This is a genomic window from Fulvivirga kasyanovii (assembly GCF_009711405.1).
In the GTDB taxonomy this organism is placed as follows: Bacteria; Bacteroidota; Bacteroidia; order Cytophagales; family Cyclobacteriaceae; genus Fulvivirga; species Fulvivirga kasyanovii.
Genome location: NZ_SMLW01000666.1, coordinates 16,411 through 40,547 on the forward strand (window position 1 = coordinate 16,411; position 24,137 = coordinate 40,547).

Genomic DNA, 24,137 nt, shown 5'->3' on the forward strand with positions numbered 1-24,137 from the left:
ATTTTTTAATCCTCATCTGCCAGCAGCACGATCGATAATAGGACCAAAGAAAATGGCGTTCATAAATATTTTATTGGTACCATACCAAAAGGCCCGGAAGTTAAGGTTATCAGTAAACCCGATAACCACCCCCTTGCCGTAATTACTTATGCCGGCCGCTGATGTGCCCTTTAGTAAATCAAGGTTAGCCCTGGAAATGTAACCGCTCAACAATGGGGAATCTGAATAAACTATAGGATTGGCAAATGCATTGCTGGATTTTTTTAAGAATAAACGGCTATTTCTAAAAATGGGAAGCGATTGCTTGTAATAACCATAAAGCAATGGGTGAGTAATGTCTGCTTTTGTTTCGAAAATAGCACCGCCAATTTCCCTGGCTCCCTCTGTTTCACTGATATCAGCGTATCTCCTCGCAGATAAGGAGTCTTTATCATTTAGCCTTTCAAATTCAAATTTTCCATATCCGGATGATGCCAGGAATTTTACTGCATTTTTGCTTGCCACAATAGTTCCACCGTTTTGAAGCCATAATTTCAGTTTGTCCTTTGCGGGTGTCGAAATATCATTATACCTGCCATCTACCATAACCAGTGTATTATATTTATCCAGGTTAATACGATCCAGCTCACTGATGGGAACAAGGGAAAGGTTCATATCATATCGCTGGTCTAATAAGTGCCATACTTCACCGGCATCATATGGAGAGACTCCATCACCGACCAGCATCATTATCTTTGGCTTATTGATCTTGTCGAAACTTCGGCTCCCCAAACTAACACCTTCGTAGTCCAGTCCTGTGGTTAAAGCATAAATATCGATACCTGTTTCCGCAGCAAGCTGCGATAGTGTACTATAAATAGTGTCGGTTGTTTTGTCCTGTATACCCACAGGAATGATGATAGACCCCCTGGCGAACTGCTTTCCATCAACACCTCTGAATGTTTCGTTTCCTACTTTAACTGTATAACCTTTTTTTAGTAACTCATTGAGCAGTTTTGGAGCGTAGTACCCATACCATTCAAATGCGTAGGCGTAGGATGATTGTTGCCCTATAATTTTACCTTCAGGTTCTTGTTCAGGATTAAAGGGCTGCCCCAGCATGTCGTTGCTGAATGTTTTGGAGCTGAGTGTTTTGTAGTCCAGTCCAAAGGCCAAAGGCAGCGTCCAGGTTGAAATATCGTAGAATAAACTGTCCTGAAACTCAGTTCGTGTTTCAAACATGGCTTTTATCAGCCTGTATTGGGGCTGGTTCAGAGGTACTACATAGACCTGGTCTGCCGAAAAATTAACCCCATCAACATTCATGGACTCTTTTGAGTGGTAGATATCAATTTTATGCCGTGCTATAAGCTGAGCCAGGTGATAGCCACGGTACGCATCCCTGGAAGCAAATACATAAGCTTTATTCTGATCTTTTTGGGCTTCCTGAGCAGCTTCTTTGTAGAAATTTCTTTGATGTTGTAAAAAATCAAGCCTCATTTCATTTACCGCCTTTAGTGTCGAGAAGCTGGTGGTTATCTGGTTTCTGATCGTAAAGGGGAACCGCAAAATGCCATGAATGCTCTCCTGGGCATGTCCGCGTGAGCTCGCCTGCTCGAAGAGTATACCTACTGCACCATTGATGTCAGGGTATGTGGAGCCTTTGCCATAATAGTAGTCATCGTAGCTCTCCTTGGTATAGTACAGCGAACCGATCTCATCAAGTGCTTCAGCATGGTACTCCCCCATTTTACTGGTCAGGGTATAGGTGTTTTCAGGTGTTAAAGGGTTATTTCTTGAGGGGATACCGGGTTGAAAAAAGAAGGTAGAGTTGGTTCCCATTTCATGATGGTCGGTAAGCACGTTGGGTTTCCACTCATGGAATAGCGCCACTCTTCCCTGCGATTCGGGCAACTGTGCCGGAAGCCAGTCACGATTGAGGTCAAACCAGTAATGGTTGGTCCTGCCTCCGGGCCAGGCTTCGTTTTGCTCCATATTATTAGGGTCGGCAGAGGTATTGTAGCTTTTTCTGGAATTGACCCAGCCGGAGAACCGCTGCAAACCATCGGGGTTAAAGCTGGGGTCAAGAAGGATCACGGTTTCATTCAGTAATTTTTCTATCTCATCGCCTTGTGCAGCAGCCAAATGATAGGCCACTAAAAGTGCAGCATTGCTACCGCTGGCCTCATTGCCATGAATACTATACCCCATATAAACCACGGCAGGCATATCCTCCAGGTCCAACTGATCCGATGTTTTGGGATTGGTCAGTTGAACGTGTTTTTTCTTTATATCATTTATATTGTTCAGGTTCTTTTCTGATGAAATGGTCAGGACCAGCAAAGGGCGCGCTTCGAAAGTCTGGGCATACTCCTGTATTTGTACCCTGCCTGAGGCCTCAGCGAGAGCATACATATAGTTGACCAATCTGTCGTGGCTAATGTGCCATTCCCCTACTTTGTGACCTATCACCTGTTCCGGGGTAGGTATTTCAGGGTTATATGATGCCTGTTGGGGGAGGTAGTATTTTAAATCAAAATTTTGAGCATGGACATGGGGGATCAAAGCGCTAATTATAACCGCCAATACTAGTATTTTTTTCATAAATTCACTTTTTTTGCAAGGGTAAAGAGCGTTGCAGTAACAGCACAGAATATTAGTGAATTTAGCAATCTCTTTAGCCTTCGCATTCAATTACTTAACAATAAATTAATATTAAAGCAGGTTTCTTTTTATTAAAATAAAATTGCCTGATAAACAGCTAGTTGAATTATATCATACATTTGCACCGCATTTTCATACTGAAGATAATCTAAACACAAAAACTATTTTTAACAAACCTAAAACAAGGAATGAAACAAACTTTACGATTTGGAGTTATGGTCATCACTTTTTTTGTGATGGTCAGCTTTTCTGCTATTGCCCAAACGGGGACAGTTAGCGGTAAAGTGCTGGATGAAGACAATGGAGAGCCTCTTATTGGTGCTAACGTACGAGTAAAAGGAACTACCAAAGGATCAGTAGCCGATGTAGGCGGAAATTTTAAGATTGGTGATGTGGCGGTAGGCTCACAAACCATAGTGGTTTCTTTTATCGGCTTTGGTGAAAAGGAAGTTGAAGTAACAGTAAATGAAGGTCAAAATACTGATATCGGAACTGTACAGATGAAGTCAAGCGCAATCGGCCTGTCAGAAGTACAGGTAATTGCTTCTGTTGCGGTTGACAGAAAAACCCCTGTTGCTGTTTCAACGATTAAAGAATCTTTTATTGCAGAAAAGGCCAGTAACCAGGAATTTCCTGAACTTCTAAAGTCAACTCCCGGTGTATATGCTACTAAAACAGGTGGTGGTTATGGTGATTCAAGGATCAATGTAAGGGGCTTTAACTCTGTAAACGTAGCAGTGCTGATCAATGGTGTGCCGGTTAACGACATGGAAAACGGTCGTGTTTACTGGTCTAACTGGGCTGGTTTGACAGACGTTACCCGATCTATGCAGGTACAGAGAGGCCTTGGAGCTTCAAAAGTAGCTGTTCCGTCAATCGGAGGTACTATTAACATTCTTACACATACTACAGACGCTGAAAAAGGTGGTTATGTATTTGCAGGTGTAGGTAACAATAACTACAAAAAAGCGGCTTTCTCACTTTCTTCAGGTCTTACTGAGAAAAATTGGGCGGTTTCTGTTGCAGCGGCCAAGATTACAGGTGACGGTTGGGCAGAGGGCCTGGAGTTTGAAGGTTATAACTACTTCTTTAACGTGTCGAAAATTATCAATGATGAGCATACTTTGTCTTTAACCGGATTCGGCGCTCCTCAGAGACACGGTCAGAGACAGAATATGCAGTCAATCGAGACTTTCAGAAACGCTCCCCAAGGGATAAAATACAATGCTGACTGGGGTATACTAAATGGAGAAGTGGTACATGTTGAAGATAACTTCTACCACAAACCACAGTTTTCATTGAACCACTACTGGACAATCAACGAAACTTCAGAGCTTTCTACTGCACTTTACGCTTCTTATGGTACTGGTGGAGGTGGTGGATATCAGAATGTTGATATCAGCATTGGAGACTTCAGAACCGGGAATGAATATTCACCTTATGACTTGGATGCCGTAGTTGATCAAAACGTTGCTTCTGCTGACGGTCATGCTCTGTCATTCCTTAGAGCATCAAGAAATGATCATAAATGGTACGGCGCATTAAGTACATATACTAAAGAGGTTAATTCTAATCTTGATATACTTGCCGGTTTGGATTTGAGGTATTATAAAGGTATTCACTTTACAGAGGTTGTAGATCTTTTAGGAGCAGATTATGTTTTAGATGATAGTGATGCCAATCAACCTGTAAGAAGAGCTGGAGTTGGTGATAAGATCAATTATTACAATGATGGAATTGTACTTTGGGAAGGTGGATTCCTTCAGGCAGAGTACACTTCAGGAGCTTTAACAGCATTTGCCTCACTTGCAGCGTCAAACACATCATATAAAAGGATTGATTACTTCTTGTACGAAGATGATGATCCATTGCAAGAGACAGATTTCCAAAACTTTTTTGGATACCAGGTTAAAGGTGGAGCCAATTACAACCTGACAAGAAATCACAATGTGTTTGCTAATTTAGGGTATTTTGAAAAAGCTCCTGATTTTGATGCAGTTTATCAAAACAATCAAAATATTGTTAACGAAGATGCTGAAAATCAGAAAATTCTCAGTTTCGAATTGGGTTATGGTTATAGAAGCACCCAGCTTAATGCAAATGTGAACTTTTATAGAACTAACTGGAAAGACAGAACCTTTACTCAAAGATTCCCAGGTTCTGATAATCAGTTCTTCTTTGCCAATATCTTAGGTGTTAATGCTTTGCATCAGGGAGTTGAGCTTGACTTCTTATACAAGCCGACAACCAATCTGACTTTCAATGGTATGCTTTCTGTTGGTGATTGGGTTTGGCAAAACAATGTTGATGGAGTAAATATTTTTGACGAAAACCAGGACATTGTTGGAAGTATTTCCACATTATATATCGAAGATTTGAAAGTAGGAGATGCCGCGCAGACTACTGCTGCATTTGGCATTGACTATAAAGTTATAGATAATTTCAAATTAGGAATGACTTACAACTATTATGCAAATTTATATGCAAGCTATGATCCAACAGACAGAACGGATGAAACAGTTGTAGGTAAACAAGCTTGGGAAGTTCCTGATTACTCACTGGTAGACGTTAACGCGGCGGTGGATTTTAATATAGGTAATCTCAAGGCTGTGCTTTATGCCAATGTTAACAACCTTTTTGATGTTGAGTATATCTCTGATGCCCAGGATGGTGATTATGATGGAGATGGTATTGGTGATGCTGCTGGAGCAAGAGTGTTTTATGGCTTTGGCAGAACCTGGACCACTGGGTTAAAAATTAAATTTTAATTGAAACATTAAATCAGATGAAAAAGTATATTATATATTTCTATACACTAATGATGATCACTTTTATATCCTGTGATCCGTTAGACGAAACTTATGAAGAGTTAGATGAGCTGATTGATGATCCTACTGCAGCTCAGGTCCTTGAAATTACTCTTACTGACGATGAATACGATCTTTTGGAAGAAGAGGGAGTTGCAAAATATGGTAACTTCGAATCCGAGGATGAAGCTAAAACTTATATTCCTTTAATACTGGAGAGAGCATATCCACAGCTTGGTAATGGATCCAGCGTTTTAGTTACGTATGACCTTTATAATCCAATTAGAATAAACAATGCAGTTGAGCTTTCATTGACTGAAGCAGAGTATGATAGTATTGGTGAAAACCACCCTGACAAACTGCTAGGTACAGATAGCACCTATTTAACCAGCGAAAGCGATATATTTAAGGCTGTTGAGTATGTCTATACTGCACCTGAGAATGAAGATGTGGTTACTTTGACTTATGACTATCGCAATGAATCTGTATCTGAAGAGAGAGAAAGCAAGCTGGTTTATTATGCAAGTCAATGGCTTCTCGCTTACGAGCCCACTACGGAAGACTATAACTTCATGGGACAAACTTATCCGAATTTTGACAGCAGGTCTCTTGCCAGAGAGCGAATAGCTTTCTTATTTGACAGGCTTTTCCCATTTGGAGAAGAGGGAGACATACGTGCATCAATATTTACCTATACATATGAAGATGATAATGACACTCCTGATGACGATGAGGACGATTTTAGGGTGTTTGAAGATTTCCTGGCTATATTCATTCATAATGGAGAGACATGGGTGCCTCAGCAAGATGCAATGCCTCAGTCTTTACAATTTGGTAATGAAGATGGAGTCTGGGTGCCAGATAACACTATAAGATATACGTTGTCAGCACCAGATTATACATTTGTTGCCAATAACCCTGATCTTGGTACCGAGGCTTCAAGAGGTAATTTAAGTTCTTTTGGTAACTTTAGTACACTAAGTGGTTACTGGACATCAGAAGATATCATAGAGGCTATAGGAGCCATTCTTAAAAATAACTTCCCAAATAGTGAAGTAGGTCAGAAATATCTTGTTACTTATAATACTTACCCTGCAGGTTTCTTGTCAGTTCATTTAATATTGAACGATGAAGGTAATTATGTAGTGGTGGAGTAATGAATAGCATACAAAACAAACAATGCCCCGGCTCAGGCCGGGGCATTTTTATTTTAAACTAACTTATTATTTATTGTCTTGTTATTTTAGCATAATGAATGACAGTTACAGATATTTTGACAGGGATGTGAGTTGGCTTTCTTTTAACAAGAGAGTTTTGATGGAAGCTGCAGATACCAATGTTCCGCTTTACGAAAGAATAAAATTTCTGGCCATTTACTCTTCTAACCTGGATGAGTTTTTCAGGGTCAGGGTAGCCGCACTCAGGAGCATTGTAGACATTGACAAGAAAAAGATCAATAAGCGGTTCGCTATTAAACCTAAGAAACTCTTGCAGGAAGTCCTTGATGAGGTAAACCTTCAACAGGAAGAATTTGGACGGATAAAAAAGGAAATGATCCTTCCTGAGCTTAAGCAGCATAAAATAATCCTTTACAGGAATGAGCCAATCATAAAAGAACACCAAAGGGCTGTAGAGCATTTTTTTAAAAGCAAAATTTTATCTTACCTCCAGCCCGTTATCATGACAGGGGTGAAAAGTAAGGCACCATACCTGGACAACAGGGCGCTGTACTTTGCGATTTCACTGGAAAATAAGCTTACAGGTGAGACGGATTATGCTCACCTTAATATTCCTACAGATCATTTGCCGAGGTTTGTTGAGCTTCCAAAGGCCAATGAATTCTTTTACTATATAGCTATTGATGATATCATCAGAGAAAATCTGGATTTTCTCTTTCCAAATCATGCCGTAAAAGGCTGTTATTCCATTAAACTAAACAGGGATGCTGATCTCAATATTGAGGACGAATACTCTGGAGATCTGGTTAAGAAGATCAGGAAACAAATAGATAAGAGAAACCTGGGAGTACCTTCGCGGTTTCTATATGATAATACCATGCCCGGTGAGATGCTAGCGTTCCTTGTGGAGAAATTCAATCTTGAGGAAGACGATCTTGTTCCGGGAGGCAGGTATCACAATATGTATGATCTTTTTGGTTTGCAGAATCCTTTGAAGCCTGCTTTTGAAAATGAATTCCTGGAGCCTATCAGAAAGACCTGTCTGGAAGAAAACCCATCAGTTTTTCATGCAATAGATCAGGGAGATGTAATGCTACACTTCCCGTACCATAACTACGATTATGTACTCCGCTTTTTCAATGAGGCGGCGCTTGATGCTCATGTCGAAGAAATTAAAGTTACCTTTTACCGTATCGCCCCGGAATCCTTTATTAGTAATGCATTGATCAGTGCTGCGAATAATGGAAAGAGTGTGACTGTATTTGTCGAAATTAAGGCTCGCTTCGATGAAGAGAATAACTTGAAATGGGCTGAGAAAATGGAACAGGCCGGTATTAAAATAATTTACAGTATACCCGGTCTTAAAGTCCATGCCAAAGTAGGTTTGGTGTGCAGAAGGCAGGCAGATGGATCACTTAAACGTTATGGCTTTTTCGGAACAGGCAACTTCAATGAAAAAACAGCTACCATATATGCTGATGAGGCCTTGCTCACCTGTAACGCAGAGATGACCGATGAGCTTGACCGTGTCTTTGAATATCTCTATAAAAAGGAAGAGGTACTCCCGTTTGAGCATTTACTGGTTTCGCAGTTTAACATCACCGATCGGTTTACTGCCATGATTAATAGAGAAATTGAAAATGCTAAAGCAGGAAAGAAAGCCTACATCATTCTAAAGCTAAATAACTTGCAGGATGATATTATGATTGATAAGTTGTACGAGGCCAGTCAGGCCGGGGTTAAAATAGACCTGATCATCAGAGCCATTTGTTGTCTGTGTCCTGGGGTGGAGGGGTTAAGTGAAAATATTACTGTAAGGCGAATTGTTGATCGCTATCTGGAGCATTCCCGAGTGTTTTACTTTTACAATGATGGTGCGGAAGACCTTTACCAGGGTTCTGCCGATTGGATGAAGCGCAACTTATACCGTAGAATAGAGGTTGTGTTCCCTATTCGGAATGAAAATCTCAAGAAGGAAATAATGAAGATGTTGGATTTACAATTGAGAGACAATACCAAGGCCTGTTTTATTAATGAAGATCTTCGGAATATCCGGGTGAAAAATGATGAACCTGTAATTCAGGCACAGGTAGATTTCTACAAATGGCTCAAAGCCCTGGAGAATGTGAGTATTAGTGAGCCGGGGAGGATACCTTTGCAGTAATATATAATAACGGATGCCGTTAGTTAGTGGTATGTCGGCTTTAATGGAGCTGCATCACTAACAGGTTCAACGGGAGGTGATATAGTGTTAGCTGGACTTATGGCACTCACTAGTGAGTTATTAGGAATACATCCTGTTGGTAGGGCTGTAGCTGTTAGATGGGCAATTGGTGAAGTAGGAGGAAATATTTATAGGGAATCTGCCGATCACACAGGAAGAACAGCGGAAATTGCCTCAACAAATAATGGAATACACAAACACTAAAATGACTAGGTTGATTAAAAGTTTGGCTCTGATATTAAGGGGCTATTATTATATTTGTTTTTGAATGAGAAATAGCTTTCCATTATCTAACCTTAATTACCGTTCTTTTCGCTTGTGCTGCATTTTTTATGATAATAAAATTGGGTGTGTCTAACCGTTGGCAGAAACTTAGAAATTATATTAGTAGGATGCCTTCCAGGTTGATATATCTTTTATTTTTTGCTATGCTGCCGCTTGTTTATGGCATTTGGAATATTGCAATTTATATGATTTTGGTAATTGTATGCTTTGCAATATTTATTTGATGAATGATTTTGCTCAACTAAAAAACACTTGGTAAAATGAGGCAAACTTAAGCAGCAAAGTCAGACTTGTTGTGTAATGTGAGCATCAGTGAGCCGGGAAAAATACCATTGCAATAACAAATGAGAGGATGGCTGCAATAAAGCCGAACATGAACACATTGTAAGACTTTCTAAGCATACGGTATTTTTTGCCCAATACTATACCTAAAAAGAAGATATCTTTGATCATACTGCCGTAGAGGAAGTCTGCGTCCTTCATCATTTCCTTCATGCCCCACATGTAGTTTTCCAGCTCCATGCCATGAAAATTACCAAAAAAAAGCAGGTTGGTTTTTTTATTGATGATATCCTCTTTGGTGAAAGTACCGGTAGATACGTTTGGCCTGGTAGCCAGTACAGCGAATACAATGGTAACGAGGCAAACTACAACCAGTAACATCCCCGGGATGATCAGGTTGGGATAATCCTCAAACTTGCGGAAAAGTACCGAAACCAGAACCGACAAAATAATAGAGTTGATGGAGATCATGATGTTGGCCTTATTATCAGCCATGGCACTTAGTGTCAGGTGGTTTTTAGAGGTGATCCTGAACATGGTTTCTATGCCCCTGTCCGGTTTCATGATCTTGTTCTTCTCTATCTTGAGCTTTAGTTTTTCTATTTGGTCTTCAAGCTTTTGCGTATATTCGGCATCTATCTTCTTGTCCTTTTTCTTCTGTAGCTTCTTTATATTGCTCTGCTTCCTCGGTTCTAATGTGTTTTGTCCATACGCCGTAAAATAGCTATGGGTACTTAAAAATTTAAGGTTCTTTTTTACCCAGTCTTTCGGAGATATCTTTTCATCACAAACGTTGATCAGCTCCTGACGAAGCTCTTCACTTCTGACAAAATAGATGTCGCTAGAGAGATGATACAGGTCAGCATCGCACATCACTTTTGAAAGCTCATCTTCCGGTGATTGAGGCATTTGAGTGGACTTTATTATTTTTTCCACCTCCGCTATTTTCTCAGGGGTCACCTCAAACTCGGCCAATTTCTCCCGCATCAGCCGGGCGCTTTCCTCTTCATGGTTTTTGAAGCCGCACTTGTAGCCTACGTCATGAAACCATGCGGCAACAATTACCAATTCCATTTGCTCTGGAGAAAGGCCTATTTCATTGCCAATTTCTTCTGCAGCGGCAACTACCTCCTGCGTGTGTGTCAGGCTATGGTAACTATACTCTTTTGGAAGATTGCCCAAAACCTCTTCAGCATACTTCTTTGACCTTTTAACTAGCTCGGTTTCTATAAACATATCTCCTAAATGTAATAAAAAATAGTTTGAAATTTTACTACATATTTAAGCAGTTCCGGCTGTCGTCTTATTGTCTACATAATTTTGCAGGTAGCTGTAGCGCTCTGTGAGTGCCCCGTTTTCAGCTATAGTTGCCCTTTTAATAACATCTTCTGCATCATTGCCAAACAAGTGTGGCAGTACATTATCCACCAACTCACGGCCGAAGTCTTCAGAAGCATTTCTGGGTAATTCACATGGCAGGTTGTCCACGGCCATTACGGTAATATTTCCTTCATCTGACAAAGGAGCTTCTACACGGTCATCGCTCGAGTTGTAGTCGTAAATAGGCTCAGCAATGGTGCACGGCTGTTTTGTAGAAGGAATAGAACCCTCAATATCACATGTAACGTCGGCAATAACCCTGATCTTGAAATCAGGCTTCATAATATCTTCCCGCCTGAAAAGCACGGGAGCGCGCGGGTCCCAGTAAGCACCGGCAATAAGCAGGTCTGCTACTTTCGTATATTTCAGGAAATCCCCTTCATAACCTTGAGGGTTCGTGTAAAAGTCGCTGCGACTGAATTCTCCACCGTCTTTAGGTTTGTTGTAGTCCCAGGTATTGAGTTGGCAATATACAGCAGTGTCAAAATAGTTTTCGAGAAATTCTGCCGGCGTTACTTTGCGGATGCCCATACCATTAAGCACTTCCATGGCTCCTTTGGAAACTCTGCCACCTCCGGTCACCACAATCTTGATAGGAGGCAGGGAAACCTTGCTATACTCCGTTTTCAAATCCTCAAGGTCAAAGCATTCATGCGCCCTTCTGAGGTCAAAAAGATTATATCGCTTGCCATAGGCCCAAATGCCATTATAGGCACCTACTATGCCTGCGTATCGTCCGAAAGCAACTATACGTGCTCCGTTGGAGTCAGTTAATGTCTCATAATCTATGAGTCGGATATTTTTTTGCAGAATGGCTTGTAATAGTTTTCTGTTATAATGTTGTTCTTTTATGGTGTGAGAAAAGAAAAAGTAGGTCTTGTTTGATATCAGGCTATCAATTGGCACTTCTTTAACACCCATTAAAACATCACAATCATCAATGGAGTCAGATAAAGTAATACCATTCTGGCGATACTCATCATTTTCAAAACAACGGATGTCACTGGACTGACAAACTACTTTTACATTTTTAAATGATTCTTCTACCTCTTTTGCCTGGGCAGGTGTTAACGGTACTCTTCTGTCTACAGGTACTTTGCCTTCTTTAATAATGCCTAATTTTACGTTTTCCATCGTTTGCGCTGCGCTTAAAATTTTCTACACGATGGCAAATATATAATTTATTTAGGTCCCTTAAATACGAAGTGTAGCAGAATAGTAATGTTCTTAAAAAGTGTCTAGAATATATAGGCAATGCGGTCAGGAAATATATGGTTGTAAAGCAGGCTGCCATCACTTTCAAAAAGGGCGCCATCTGGATAGGCTATAAAATCAAAATCTTTTCTGAAGTCAGGGTTTTGGGTTTTCAGAATGGCTATATCCGGATTGCCTTTTAAATTTTTTGTTAACTCATTTATTTTTTCCCAGTTATCATTTTCAGGAAAGAGAATTAGAGCTGTGATGTTCTTTGCACTATTCATTAATTTATTGGTTTCTGACAGAGCATTTATGCAGCCTTTGCATGTAGTGGAGACATTTAAAATATATAATCTGGTATTTGGCTTCAGGTAAGTCTCTATATCCTTGAAGTTCATAGCCTGATCAACAAGCCTATAATCTTTGTTTAAATGATCAACAAACTCTATATCATAGTTTGTATTCTCCGTAGGCGATATAAATACTTTCTGAAGGCTGTAGTCTTTAAAGAAAATTTCGAAAAACTTGTCCCGGTTCTTTACTATTAATGGATTTTTATTCTTAACACCAGAATCTCCTAATGTTAGGACTGAATCGGCAAGAATGCTAGTGATAAAAATTTCATCTTCAGAATCTAACGAATCATTTTTGTTTTGATCTATGACAACCACTTTAAATTGGTTTTTATCACTAACAAAATCAGCAGCTTTAAAGTGTACATCTGTTAAAAGTAATTCGTTAGTTGTTGGATTAACGATAAGATGATAACTGTTGAATTTTCCATTTAGTGATATATTTTCTTGATAATGGGGATCAAATTTTGACAGGGACCATGCAGATAATGATCTATTTTTTACCGTTTTATCAAGTGGAATAGCAATTTCATTTTGATAACATGAAATAACCAGCATACTGATAAATAAAAAAAGACAAATTTTCATATGCAAAACGGAAGTGCCCCGGTAATCAGTTGATTTCCGGGGCATGTTACTCTAACAGGTATACATTTTGTTTCCTAGCAGATCCCAGCAATCCCCTGTTGCGCTATCCCACAAGTAATAACCAAAATTTCCATTGCAACTGTCAATGATTTTATAAATACCCTTTCCCTTTAATTGAGAACTACCTTCATTTTTTATCCTGTAGGCAGTCATCTCATTGATTTTTTTCTTCATTCTTGATTAAGGTTTTAGATTAAAATGGCTTAGATGGGGGCAGAAAGAAAGTATTTTATTTACGGATAATTTTTAATAGTTTAACCTATATGTTACCCATGTAAGTTTAATTGTTTAAACTTCTAAAGTAAAATAGCTTTAGTGTTGTAGGAAAGCCGCAGGCGCACTTTAAGACTCTAAAAAGCTACCAAGTATAGATCCTGATTCCTTACCTCTGTTTTTACCATAAGGAGCAAGTGCTTGTATCAACTTCCTGATGGGCATAGATTGCAGGTATACCTTGCCGGTACCTCTTAGTGTAGCCAGGAACAACCCCTCTCCACCAAATAGCATGGATTTAAGGCCGCCGGCAGACTCAACATTAAAATCTATGGAAGACTCAAAGGCCACCACGCATCCGGTGTCTACCCTCAGCACATCGTTGTTCAGTTCTTTTTCTATAACCGTGCCGCCGGCATGAACAAAGGCTTTTCCATCACCCTGGAGTTTTTGAAGAATGAAGCCTTCACCACCTACAAGGCCTGACCCAAGACGTTTATTGAAGGTAATAGTCATCTTAGTGCCTAAAGCAGCGCACAAAAAGCCGTCTTTCTGAACGATCAATGAGTTTTCAGGGGACTTGGCCAGATCAACAGGTATAATGGTGCCGGGGTAGGGAGCCGAAAATGCAACTTTAGCTTTATTGGCCCCTCTGTTTGTAAAGTGGGTCATGAATAGCGACTCACCGGTTAATACTCTAGTGCCTGCGGAGAGGAGTTTGCCAAAAAGGCCCTGATTAGGCTCCGAGCCGTCGCCCATTTTGGTTTCAAAGGTAATGCCATTGTCCATATAGAGCATGGCACCGGCTTCGGCAATTACTGTTTCATTAGGGTCAAGTTCTACCTCAACGATTTGAATGCTTTCCCCTTTAATTTCATAGTCGATTTCGTGGGAGTTCATAGATCTGGCTATTCTTCTTCGTCCTTACCTTTTTTCTTGTCTTTTTTCTCTGGTTTTTCAGATTTCATTTCGTCATAATCATCGCGTTCAGCGAGTTTCTTGTCTTCTACATTTTTGTTAAGAAACTCGTTGATACGGTCGATGTTGAAATTGGTCTTTATTTCACCAAAGGAATCAATTTCAATGTTAAAACCTTCCAGTTCCGGGTTGACCTTTGGTTGAGTTTTTTTCTTTTTCTTTTTTGATTCCTTTTTAGACATGGTGCTTAAGGTTTAATTGACTTGCTTAACAGGCAATGTATTAATAGCTCTAGTGATTCTGTCGGCCACTTCTTCATTGCCCAGGATCTCAATGATTTCCATCAAGTCAGGGCCTCCTCCTTTGCCGGTTATGGCCAACCTAACAGCTTGCATCACCTGTCCTATTTTAACGCCTTTTTCGTCTAATATGTTATTCAAAATTCCTTTTGCGGTTTCGGAATTTAGTTTATCCGATCTTAATACCGCTTCCTTGTAAGCTTCCAAAACAGAAACTGCATCTTCCGTCCACTTCTTGCGCACTACAGTTTCGTCATAGCTGTCCGGCATGGAGAAAAAGAATTTTCCATCTTTCCAGAAATCAGAGGGAAATACAACACGTTCTCTCATGGCTTCACATACCCTTTCTGCTTTTTGACGGTCAACCTCGATGCCATTAGCCTCAAGGTCTTTAATGAGGTATGTGCTTAGTTCAGCAGCAGGCTTCACTTTAATATACTGCTGATTATACCATTTAGCTTTTTCAATGTCAAACTTTGTCCCTGATTTGCCTATTCTTTCAACTGTAAATGCATCAATAAGCTCTTGCAGTGAGAATATCTCCTGCTCTGTACCCGGGTTCCAACCTAAGAAAGCCAGGAAATTTAGCAGTGCATCCGGTAAATAGCCATCTTCTCTGAAACCATGGAAAGTTTCTGTTTCACCATCCTTGCCGGGAAACGCCCCCTGAATCGGGAATACAGGGAAGCCAAGTTTATCTCCATCCCTTTTGCTGAGCTTGCCATTGCCATCAGGTTTGAGTAATAGTGGTAAGTGGGCAAATTGAGGCATGGTGTCCTCCCAGCCCAAAAACTTATAAAGTAAAACATGTAGCGGAGCAGAAGGCAGCCACTCTTCCCCACGAATTACATGGGTGATCTTCATCAGGTGGTCATCCACTACATTGGCAAGGTGGTATGTAGGCATACCGTCAGATTTCATTAATACTTTGTCATCAATGGCAGATGAATGCACCATTACCCAGCCCCGCACCATATCATTAAGCCTTACCTCTTCCTTTCGGGGCACCTTTAGCCTGATCACATAAGGTTCGCCAGCATCCAGTTTCTCTTTTACTTCCTCTTCCGAAAGGGTAAGTGAATTTTTCATTTGCATGCGTGTGATTGCATTGTACTGTGGTGTATCAACACGTGCAGCCTTCAACCGTTCACGCATGGCATCAAGCTCTTCAGAAGTGTCAAAAGCATAGTAGGCATTGCCCTCGTCAATTAGCTTTTGAGCATACTCAGCATACATTGCCTTTCTTTCTGATTGACGGTAGGGGCCATACTCGCCTCCAACATAGGGGCTTTCATCAGCAATGATGCCCATCCATTCCAAAGACTCTTTTATATATTCTTCTGCACCTGGCACAAACCTGTTTTGATCGGTATCCTCAATCCTGAGGATCATTTTGCCATTAAGCTTTTTTGCAAATAAGTAGTTGTACAAGGCAGTTCTTACACCGCCAATATGTAATGCTCCTGTAGGACTTGGAGCGAACCTGACACGAACTTCTCTATCCATCTTTTTTGATTGATTTAGGGGGTAAAATTACGAAAAGTTAAATTAGCATAATAGCTAAGCGTCCATCTTTAGCGCCCTGTCCAGAGCGGCCCGGCTTAACTTTACCTGCTTGTTAAAATTAAGCAGGGTTACCGTATAGTTAGCAATGCCTGAAGAAAAAGCGATTGAAGCATACAAGTAGTCTTTGGAAAATGCGGTGAAAAAGAGACCTATCAGAAAGGTCATGCTTGTCCAGAATGTAAAAAAGAGCGTGGAACTAAAAAATAACCTGTATTTAATGAAGATGATACATCCTCGGCTGGAGCCTTCAATGCGGCCTTTGATGATAGGTAAGTAGTTTTGAGGGTAGTTGACCTTTCTTGAAATACGAAATGATGATTGACCAATATGTCCGATAAATAAAATTCCGGGATCTTCTTTAGATTCATTCAGGCTGGCAGGCTGAGTGACGAGGCTCAGCCTGCTTATGGCCTGTAGTGCCGTAATTGGCGCAACCAAAGTTTCATTTTTATGAGGTACAAGCGTCATTTAACCGCTATGCAAGATATCTCTACATTTACACCTTTTGGCAATTGGCTTACTTCTACTGTTTCCCTGGCCGGAGGGCTCTGAAGGAAGTATTTCCCGTAAATGGAATTGATCAATTGGAAGTTATTCATATCTGCAACAAAGATGCTACACTTGACAACATTAGTGAAATCAAGGCCTGCTTCCGATAAAATGTGACCAATATTTTTCATTACCTGCTCTGTTTCAATTTCAATATTGCTGGTAAGCAAGTCTCCACTTTCTGCATCTATGGCTATCTGGCCGGATACATACAAAGTATTATCCACCATTACGGCCTGGCTGTACGGGCCAATTGGAGCAGGGGCTTTTTTACTGTTGACAATTATTCGGTTCATACTGACGATTTTTTATTTTAATATCTATTTTTGCCTTAAAGCTGCAAATTATGAAGATATTAATAATTGGGGAGGAGGAAAATTTTTTAGAATTTAAAGCGAAGTTTTCTGACAACCATGAATACACTTTTCTTTCGCAACTTACATCCCCCAGGTTTTTGAGTGAAAAGGATTTGGTTTTTGACTTTATAATTGACGAAAACCCTGACCATTTCGAGTGTTATAAAAATCCTGGCAATGCCGTTATATTTCTCAATACTGTAAAGATCAGTTTGGCTGAGCTCGTATTTTTAAATGGCCCTGTAGATGGCCAGGTATTCGGGTTTAATGGTTTGCCAACCTTTGTTAACAGAGAAGTTATTGAAGTAAGTGCGCTGAAAGGTGAATATGAAACACTTAGCAAAGTATTTGGATCTCTGAATACTGAATATAAGCTCGTAGATGACCGCGTAGGAATGGTTACCCCCAGAATTATTTTTATGATCATTAACGAAGCTTTTTACACGGTACAGGAAGGAACAGCTTCAAGAGAAGATATTGATGCCGGCATGAGACTTGGAACCAATTATCCGTATGGGCCTTTCGAATGGCTGGATCTTATAGGTATACACCATGTATATGAGACACTTGAAGCCATCTACGAAGACACCAAAGATGAGAGGTACAAGATCTGCCCCCTGTTAAAAAAAGAATACTTGTTAGGAGTCAGCTAAGTTCTCGGGCTTTTTCAACATGCTCCGGATTATTTTTAAATAAAGCACTCCACCCACCGCCAAAGTGCTGAGTGATCTTTCCTTTTATAAATGAAAGAGCAACGACTATGGCACCGATGACCATGTCATTAATCAGGGCGCTTCTATCTTCAAAAGAAAGTATCCACGGAGCTATCAGCAGCCATGCCCCCAGAGCAAGGTTCCATTTGCCCACTGATCTGGTAGCTTCCCACAGAGCGGTAAAAGCAAAGGTCACGATCAACGGTCCGACAATGTGATTGTTATCTGCCGCCGTAGGATCGGCAAAGCCTAATAGATCAGGAGAGGCCATTATCCATAAGCCGAGAATTACATTAATTATCTGTGCCCACATATTATGCTACTTTTAAAACCTCTTCTTTTATACCCCAAAATGCTTTCCATGTAGATTGTCCAGAGCGTTTAACACGTTGCATGTACTGGAGGCTTGCCAATACTTCATCCATAGCCGGGCCTATCATAGCAACGGAGATTACAGCCGAAGCAAGGCATAAAGTGCACCAGGCATCGAACAGCACCGGTTGAAATACCACCAGCATGATACTCACCACACCCAATGGGCCTACGGCAAAACCAAATACAATCGTAATCCAGGGCATCGTACGCCACCTTCTTGTACCTCCGATAATACCGGTCAGAGCATCAATGAAATAACCTATTGCCCCGAGTATTGCATCAGGGATTGGCAATACATGTGATACTTTTGAATTGAGAATGGTTATACTTCCGTCCCCGAAGAAGGGTTCCCAAACCGAACTGATAATATCTAACTGGTAAAGGCCCAGGTAGAGCGCAATAAACATCCCGATAATAGCCAGGACTACAATTGGAATGCGTTGGCTCCAGGCGGCTGGGTTGTAATCCCAGCCTGGCGGAATAGGTGGTATCTGTTCTTTGCTTTCGGCCATGCTACTGTTTTTTATTGAATTAACTAATCAGTATGGCCTTTTGTTATTTTAGCAAAGCTAGTGTTAAGTTAAGCATACTTTAGTCATACCAAGTTTTGTTCTTTTTTTCACATGCTGCCTTAAAAAATACTTGCTTAGCTACGGCTATGCTCATATTTTTTGCGTTGCCTGGAACAAAAATAACTGCAACTTATACGGCACAGTACATTTAACTCAATACTGGTATGGTTTTGAGTTTGATCTTGAGAAAAAAAAGAAGCCACCCTGATAACAAGGTGGCCTCTCATATATTTCTAATAGTGATTGACTACTCTACAGTAACCGATTTTGCCAGGTTTCTTGGCTGGTCAACATTGCAACCTCTCATTACCGCAATATGATAAGAAAGCAGTTGTAAAGGTATTACAGAGACCATTGGCATCAATGCTTCGTCAGTCTTCGGTACCTCAATTACAAACTCAGCCATTTGAGGGATAAGGGCGTCACCTTCAGTAACAACCGCTATTACACGGCCCTTTCGAGCCCTTACTTCCTGTATATTGGAAACTACTTTGTCGTAAGAACTGTCCCTTGTCGCTATTACTACCACGGGCATTTCCTCATCAATAAGGGCAATTGGCCCGTGCTTCATTTCTGCAGCAGGGTATCCTTCTGCGTGGATGTAAGAGATCTCTTTCAATTTCAAGGCACCTTCCAAGGCAACAGGGAAATTGTAACCTCTGCCCAGGTAAAGGAAGTTACGGGCATCTTTGAAGGTCTCAGAAATTTCTTTGATTTGATTGTCCAGTTTAAGGGCCTTTTCCACTTTGGCAGGAATGTTTTCGAGTTCAACCAATAACTCATGGTATCTTCTCTCTGTTATGGTTCCTTTCTTATGCGCCACCCTCAGGGCAATCATGTTTAGTACTGTCAACTGAGCAGTGAATGCTTTTGTACTGGCAACCCCAATTTCAGGACCTGCATGGGTATAAGCACCTTCATGGGAAACCCTTGAAATTGAAGACCCTACCACATTGCACACGCCGAAGATGATGGCACCTTTGGACTTGGCCAGTTCGATGGCGGCAAGTGTATCAGCAGTTTCGCCTGACTGAGAAATCGCAAATACTATATCTCCTTCCCTTATTATCGGGTTTCTGTACCTGAACTCAGAGGCATATTCCACTTCTACCGGTATTCTGCAAAACTCTTCAATGAAGTACTCGGCTACTAGGCCGGCATGCCATGAAGTACCACAGGCAACTATTACAATACGTTCAGCATTAACCAGTTTATTGGCATATTCCCTGATGCCACCTAATACCAATCTTCCTTCATTGGCATTCAGGCGACCACGCATACAATCACCAATAGATTTTGGCTGTTCAAAAATCTCTTTCAACATGAAGTGCTCATATCCACCTTTTTCAATGGCTTCGAGTTCCATGTCCAAAGTTTGAATGTATGGAGTGGATACTACATCCTGCGTGTTTTTGAGCTTTAATTCATTATTGTCAATTACAGCTATTTCGTAATCATTTAGATACACCACTTCATTGGTATATTCAATAATAGGTGTAGCATCAGACGCCAGGAAAAATTCGTCTTTACCAATACCTATTACGAGAGGGCTACCCTTTCTTGCTGCAATCAACAAATTAGGGTTGTCTTTTGACATAATAACTATTGCATACGCTCCGACAACCTTGGTAAGTGCCAATCGTACTGCTTCGTCCAATGAGCAGTTGTTGTTTTCCTGAATATCTTCAATAAAGTGTATGAAAACTTCTGAGTCTGTTTCACTTTCGAAAGTATGGCCTTTATTGATCAGCTCCTGTTTAAGTGAGCTATAGTTTTCAATGATTCCATTGTGTATAATGGCCAGTTTCTTTGAGTGAGAGTAATGCGGGTGAGCATTCTCATCATTAGGCTCTCCATGGGTTGCCCAACGTGTATGTCCAATCCCAATATTACTATTCAGATTATTTTCATAAAGATGTTCTTCCAGGTCAGATACCTTACCTTTTTTCTTATATATATTCAGACCACCGTTAAGAAGGGCTATGCCTGCACTGTCATAACCTCTGTATTCTAACCTCTTTAGTCCTTTAATGATAACCTCATGGGCCTGTCTTGGCCCCACATAGGCAACTATTCCACACATAACTATTTATTTAATTCTTTTCTGGTATTGAGTAATAGAACCGCAAATGCATATTGTCTTTGTTCACCACAAGTCTGTTTACTGAACTAGCCGTGGGTAAGAATGTATTATTTGCTAATCTTACGGGAGCCAGTATCAATTGATTGAAGTTCTCTTCATATAGAAGTCCCTGTAAAGCAATGGTAATATCATTTCGGATCTCATTGTCCTCCGAGTTATAAGCTACCTGTTGTACAGCGGTACGAGCATTGTTTGAGATGGTACCCACCCGATAGTTTTCATTCATTAAGCTATCCATGCTGGTCAGATAATAAACCATGTTAGCCGGAGGAGGCGTATTGCCACCTGCATCTACAACATTGGATAACACCAGTTCAGCCTTTTGAATGACAGGACTATCTACAGTGTCTGCGAATTGTTGTATAGATGACAGGTCTATCTTCATGAGCAGATTGGTGCCACTTTGGACATACGCCAGGTCCGTATTGGTGATGTAAGGATCATAAAACTCCGTAAGGTCATCAAAATGAGATCCACTCCAGCCTATATTTTTATTGGGTTGAATATTATTATAATATATGGTTTGGGATAAGCCCATCACAAGCGCTTCTTGCGTGGTATTACCTTGGCTATCGGTCTCCGAATAATAAAGGACCATTCTTGTGTCAGGCACTCCATAAGTTAAAATAGCACTATTGCCTGTCGATGGGACAAAGGCTAAGCCTTTAAAGTAAGCATCGAATGTTGTGTCGTTAGCAAAAGCCTGATCTTGATTTTTAATTTTAGAAAAAAAATCTAAGGCGAAAGCGTCATTGATCCTGTAGCTATTTTTATAGATGTATTCGCCATTACTGTCAAAAAACTTCTCCCAATAAGCAGAATCAAGGGCATCCATGTCTTTATCCCTCCCCGTATCAGAAAACTTTAATCCCAGTGAGTCAGGATAAATATAAAATTCACCTTCGGCCAGCTTACTTCCGAGTGCCTGAGATGAGGCAATAGTATAAGCCTGATCTTTAACCGGAATAGTATCGGTAAGCTGATACACTTCTATTTTGTTGAGTGTGTTTTTTACATTGCTACCATAAATTCCCCTTATCCTGGTTTCGATGACCAGTGAGTCTAGAGTGGCTGTGCCTGAAAAGTTTTTGCCAGGGTTTTCAGCAGGCAGCGTTAGTTCTGTAAAACTCCTGGCTTCGATATGCCCGAAGTATTCATCCTCATAGCTACCGACAAGCATGCTGCCCGTACCCCTTGAATAGATGTTGTCGACCCATACCTGAGACACCTTATCGTTTAGTGGTACATCGACAAAAAAAATCCCCAAATCATTTTCGGGGGGGAGACCAACTGTGCTCAATTCCTCTTCGCACGAAAAAAATGTCAGGGCTGATAGTAGTATCAGCCCTGATCTTCTAACCCACAAGTTCATTATATAAGTTGTAATAAGAGTCCGTAAAATTTTCGTCTTTTTCTATTGTTTCAATTTTCTTTTCCTCAGGGAATTCTTCAAACAGGCCGTTGAGTGTTTGGTCTTCTTCTGCTCTGATAATGGCGTCGGAAAACTCAAGGCCTAACTTGATAAACCCATAATAATCTGCTGATAAAAGGTTTGTTAACATGCTATCCTCGATGTCGATCATTTTAACCTTCTCTATCAGGTCGCCATTAAACTTATGGCTGAATGCATTGTTATACGTTGTAAAAACAGATTTAGTATCCTTAAATAACGGATCATTTTTATAAGTTGTTTTCAGGTACAACGGTATAAGGCTGGTCATCCAGTCATTGCAATGAACAATATCAGGCGCCCAACCCAGTTTTCTTACGGTTTCTATAACGCCTTTACAGAAAAATATTGCCCTTTCGTCATTATCTTCATAAAAGTTATTTTCCTTATCATGGAAAACGTACTTCCGGTGGAAATAATCTTCGTTATCAATAAAATAAACCTGTAACTTGGCATTAGGTATGGAAGCAACCTTTATGATCAAGGGTTTTTCTTCTTCACCTACTGCTATATTGATCCCTGAAAGTCTGACAACTTCATGCAACCTGTTCTTTCTTTCATTTATCAAGCCGAATCTCGGAACCAGTATTCTGATTTCCATCCCTTTTTCCTGCATAGCCTGTGGCAACTTTCTGACAAATTCTGCTACTTTGGAAGTTTGTAAGAAAGGATTGATTTCACTGGCTACATAAAGAATACGAAGTTTTGACATATGTGTAGAGATTTGTTTGCCTAAAAATAAGACCACAAAATTACAAAATTTTTAGCACTTTTCAAGATATTATCTTTTGAAAAACATAGTTTTGCGATCCTTTTAAACGATTCTGATGGAGATTTACAGGGATATTGCTCCTTTACAACAGTACCTGAATGAACATAAGTTCCATGGTAAAAAAATAGGCCTCGTGCCTACCATGGGAGCGTTGCACAGTGGGCATTTATCGCTCATCCAGGCTTCGCAGAGTGACAATGATATTACGGTTTGTAGTATCTATGTTAACCCAACCCAGTTCAATAACAGCCAGGACCTTGAGAAATATCCACGAAACCTTGATCAGGATATTAGTTTACTGCGTGAAGCAGGCTGTCATGTATTATTTTGCCCCGATGATAGTGAGATTTACACGGAACAACCCAAAATAAGCTTTAACTTTGCCGGACTGGATCAGGTAATGGAAGGTAAATTCCGACCGGGCCATTTTAGTGGAGTAGGGTTGATTGTTTCTAAATTATTCAATATAGTAGCTCCACACCGCGCATACTTTGGGCAAAAGGATCTCCAGCAGTATTTGATCATTAAGCAGTTGGTGAAAGATTTGTCCTATGGCGTGCAGTTAAAGTGCATTCCTATAATGCGGGAAGCAGATGGAATGGCCATGTCTTCAAGAAACAGAAGGCTGACGGAAGAGGGCCGTACCAGGGCAGTGATACTGTACAGGGCACTCAGCGAGGCTCAGAAAATGCTTAAGGCCGGCGCCGATGTGCCTCAGGTAAAAAATGAGGTTGCTGGGATCATTAAGCAAGCGGGAGTAGAGCTGGAGTACTTCGAAATTGTGAACCCTGAAACATTGGAGCTCATGGAGAACAATTTGATCGGAAAAAATGTTGCGCTTTGCGTAGCTGGCTATGTTGATGGCGTCAGGTTAATTGACAATGTTATTTTTAATTTAGAATTCTCAATTCAGATCGATGAATATTGAAGTTTTAAAATCAAAGATCCACCGTGTGAAAATCACTCAGGCTGAACTGCATTATGTAGGTAGTATAACCATAGATGAGGATCTTATGGATGCTGCCAATATGATAGAGGGAGAGAAGGTGCAGATCGTAAATGTAAACAATGGCGAAAGGCTGGAAACCTATATCATTAAAGGTGAACGAGGTAGTGGCATGATCTGCCTTAATGGCCCGGCGGCCCGAAAAGCACAGGTTGGCGATATTGTTATTATTATCTCCTACGCTACTATGGACTTTGAGGAGGCAAAA

At 40.6% G+C, this 24,137-nt stretch carries 21 protein-coding genes; 6 read left to right on the forward strand and 15 right to left on the reverse strand.

The features are described 5' to 3' along the window. Positions 1 to 12: 12 nt before the first annotated feature. Complete coding sequence (locus E1163_RS26535) at positions 13 to 2,583, reverse strand: M14 metallopeptidase family protein (protein WP_155176134.1); 2,571 nt, start codon at positions 2,581 to 2,583, stop codon at positions 13 to 15. A gap of 248 nt (positions 2,584 to 2,831) precedes the next feature. Between E1163_RS26535 and E1163_RS26540 the strand changes: the two genes are divergently transcribed. The 3 genes from E1163_RS26540 (at position 2,832) to ppk1 (ending at position 8,792) form a co-directional block, all read left to right on the forward strand. Next, a complete protein-coding gene (locus tag E1163_RS26540) occupies positions 2,832 to 5,411 on the forward strand; it encodes a TonB-dependent receptor (protein WP_155176136.1) in 2,580 nt (859 codons plus the stop codon). A gap of 17 nt (positions 5,412 to 5,428) precedes the next feature. Then, positions 5,429 to 6,607, forward strand: coding sequence for a hypothetical protein (locus tag E1163_RS26545; protein ID WP_155176138.1), 1,179 nt, complete (start codon positions 5,429 to 5,431; stop codon positions 6,605 to 6,607). 94 nt (positions 6,608 to 6,701) lie between these two features. Next, the gene (ppk1, locus tag E1163_RS26550) at positions 6,702 to 8,792 is read left to right on the forward strand and encodes a polyphosphate kinase 1 (protein WP_155176140.1); all 2,091 of its coding nucleotides are present in this window, start codon (positions 6,702 to 6,704) and stop codon (positions 8,790 to 8,792) included. Positions 8,793 to 9,446: 654 nt separating this feature from the next. Here the strand turns inward: ppk1 and E1163_RS26555 are convergent. From E1163_RS26555 to E1163_RS26595, 9 genes are all read right to left on the reverse strand, one after another. Further along, a complete protein-coding gene (locus E1163_RS26555) occupies positions 9,447 to 10,655 on the reverse strand; it encodes a Pycsar system effector family protein (RefSeq protein WP_155176142.1) in 1,209 nt (402 codons plus the stop codon). A gap of 45 nt (positions 10,656 to 10,700) precedes the next feature. After that, complete coding sequence (locus tag E1163_RS26560) at positions 10,701 to 11,933, reverse strand: NAD(P)-dependent oxidoreductase (RefSeq protein WP_155176145.1); 1,233 nt, start codon at positions 11,931 to 11,933, stop codon at positions 10,701 to 10,703. Positions 11,934 to 12,037: 104 nt separating this feature from the next. Continuing rightward, complete coding sequence (locus tag E1163_RS26565) at positions 12,038 to 12,907, reverse strand: hypothetical protein (protein WP_155176147.1); 870 nt, start codon at positions 12,905 to 12,907, stop codon at positions 12,038 to 12,040. Between the two features lie 81 nt (positions 12,908 to 12,988). Next, positions 12,989 to 13,171: a hypothetical protein gene (locus E1163_RS26570; protein ID WP_155176149.1), complete on the reverse strand. Its 183-nt coding sequence runs from the start codon at positions 13,169 to 13,171 to the stop codon at positions 12,989 to 12,991. Between the two features lie 168 nt (positions 13,172 to 13,339). After that, positions 13,340 to 14,110: a TIGR00266 family protein gene (locus E1163_RS26575; RefSeq protein ID WP_155176151.1), complete on the reverse strand. Its 771-nt coding sequence runs from the start codon at positions 14,108 to 14,110 to the stop codon at positions 13,340 to 13,342. Positions 14,111 to 14,118: 8 nt separating this feature from the next. Then, positions 14,119 to 14,370 carry a hypothetical protein gene (locus tag E1163_RS26580; RefSeq protein ID WP_155176154.1) on the reverse strand — a complete coding sequence of 84 codons (252 nt, stop codon included), beginning with the start codon at positions 14,368 to 14,370 and terminating at the stop codon, positions 14,119 to 14,121. A 12-nt stretch (positions 14,371 to 14,382) separates the two neighbouring features. Next, a complete protein-coding gene (gene gltX / locus E1163_RS26585) occupies positions 14,383 to 15,933 on the reverse strand; it encodes a glutamate--tRNA ligase (RefSeq protein WP_155176156.1) in 1,551 nt (516 codons plus the stop codon). A 54-nt stretch (positions 15,934 to 15,987) separates the two neighbouring features. Beyond that, on the reverse strand, positions 15,988 to 16,461 hold the full coding sequence (locus E1163_RS26590) for a hypothetical protein (protein ID WP_155176158.1): 474 nt from the start codon (positions 16,459 to 16,461) through the stop codon (positions 15,988 to 15,990). Beyond that, positions 16,458 to 16,838: a RidA family protein gene (locus tag E1163_RS26595; RefSeq protein WP_155176159.1), complete on the reverse strand. Its 381-nt coding sequence runs from the start codon at positions 16,836 to 16,838 to the stop codon at positions 16,458 to 16,460. Before E1163_RS26595 ends, E1163_RS26590 begins: the two co-directional genes overlap by 4 nt. Positions 16,839 to 16,888: 50 nt before the next feature. On the opposite strand from E1163_RS26595, the gene E1163_RS26600 reads away from it, so the two are divergent. Further along, positions 16,889 to 17,551, forward strand: coding sequence for a 3-hydroxyacyl-CoA dehydrogenase family protein (locus E1163_RS26600; RefSeq protein ID WP_155176161.1), 663 nt, complete (start codon positions 16,889 to 16,891; stop codon positions 17,549 to 17,551). Here the strand turns inward: E1163_RS26600 and E1163_RS26605 are convergent. From E1163_RS26605 to E1163_RS26625, 5 genes are all read right to left on the reverse strand, one after another. Next, positions 17,544 to 17,924 (reverse strand): SPW repeat protein, encoded by a 381-nt coding sequence (locus E1163_RS26605; protein WP_155176163.1) that lies wholly within the window; start codon positions 17,922 to 17,924, stop codon positions 17,544 to 17,546. The genes E1163_RS26600 and E1163_RS26605 overlap by 8 nt on opposite strands. 1 nt (position 17,925) lies before the next feature. Continuing rightward, entirely contained in the window at positions 17,926 to 18,498 is a 573-nt protein-coding gene (locus tag E1163_RS26610; protein ID WP_155176166.1) for a vitamin K epoxide reductase family protein, read from the reverse strand. A gap of 307 nt (positions 18,499 to 18,805) precedes the next feature. Beyond that, complete coding sequence (glmS, locus tag E1163_RS26615) at positions 18,806 to 20,641, reverse strand: glutamine--fructose-6-phosphate transaminase (isomerizing) (protein WP_155176168.1); 1,836 nt, start codon at positions 20,639 to 20,641, stop codon at positions 18,806 to 18,808. 10 nt (positions 20,642 to 20,651) lie between these two features. After that, positions 20,652 to 22,073 carry a DUF4270 family protein gene (locus tag E1163_RS26620; protein WP_155176170.1) on the reverse strand — a complete coding sequence of 474 codons (1,422 nt, stop codon included), beginning with the start codon at positions 22,071 to 22,073 and terminating at the stop codon, positions 20,652 to 20,654. Continuing rightward, on the reverse strand, positions 22,057 to 22,863 hold the full coding sequence (locus E1163_RS26625) for a glycogen/starch synthase (RefSeq protein ID WP_155176172.1): 807 nt from the start codon (positions 22,861 to 22,863) through the stop codon (positions 22,057 to 22,059). Before E1163_RS26625 ends, E1163_RS26620 begins: the two co-directional genes overlap by 17 nt. Positions 22,864 to 22,978: 115 nt before the next feature. Here E1163_RS26625 and panC point away from each other — a divergent pair, with 115 nt between their 5' ends. Together panC and panD are read left to right on the forward strand one after the other, a co-directional pair. Further along, on the forward strand, positions 22,979 to 23,851 hold the full coding sequence (gene panC, locus E1163_RS26630; RefSeq protein ID WP_155176174.1) for a pantoate--beta-alanine ligase: 873 nt from the start codon (positions 22,979 to 22,981) through the stop codon (positions 23,849 to 23,851). Next, a partial coding sequence (gene panD / locus E1163_RS26635) for an aspartate 1-decarboxylase (protein WP_155176179.1) occupies positions 23,841 to 24,137 on the forward strand: 297 nt, incomplete at its 3' end. The genes panC and panD, both read left to right, overlap by 11 nt.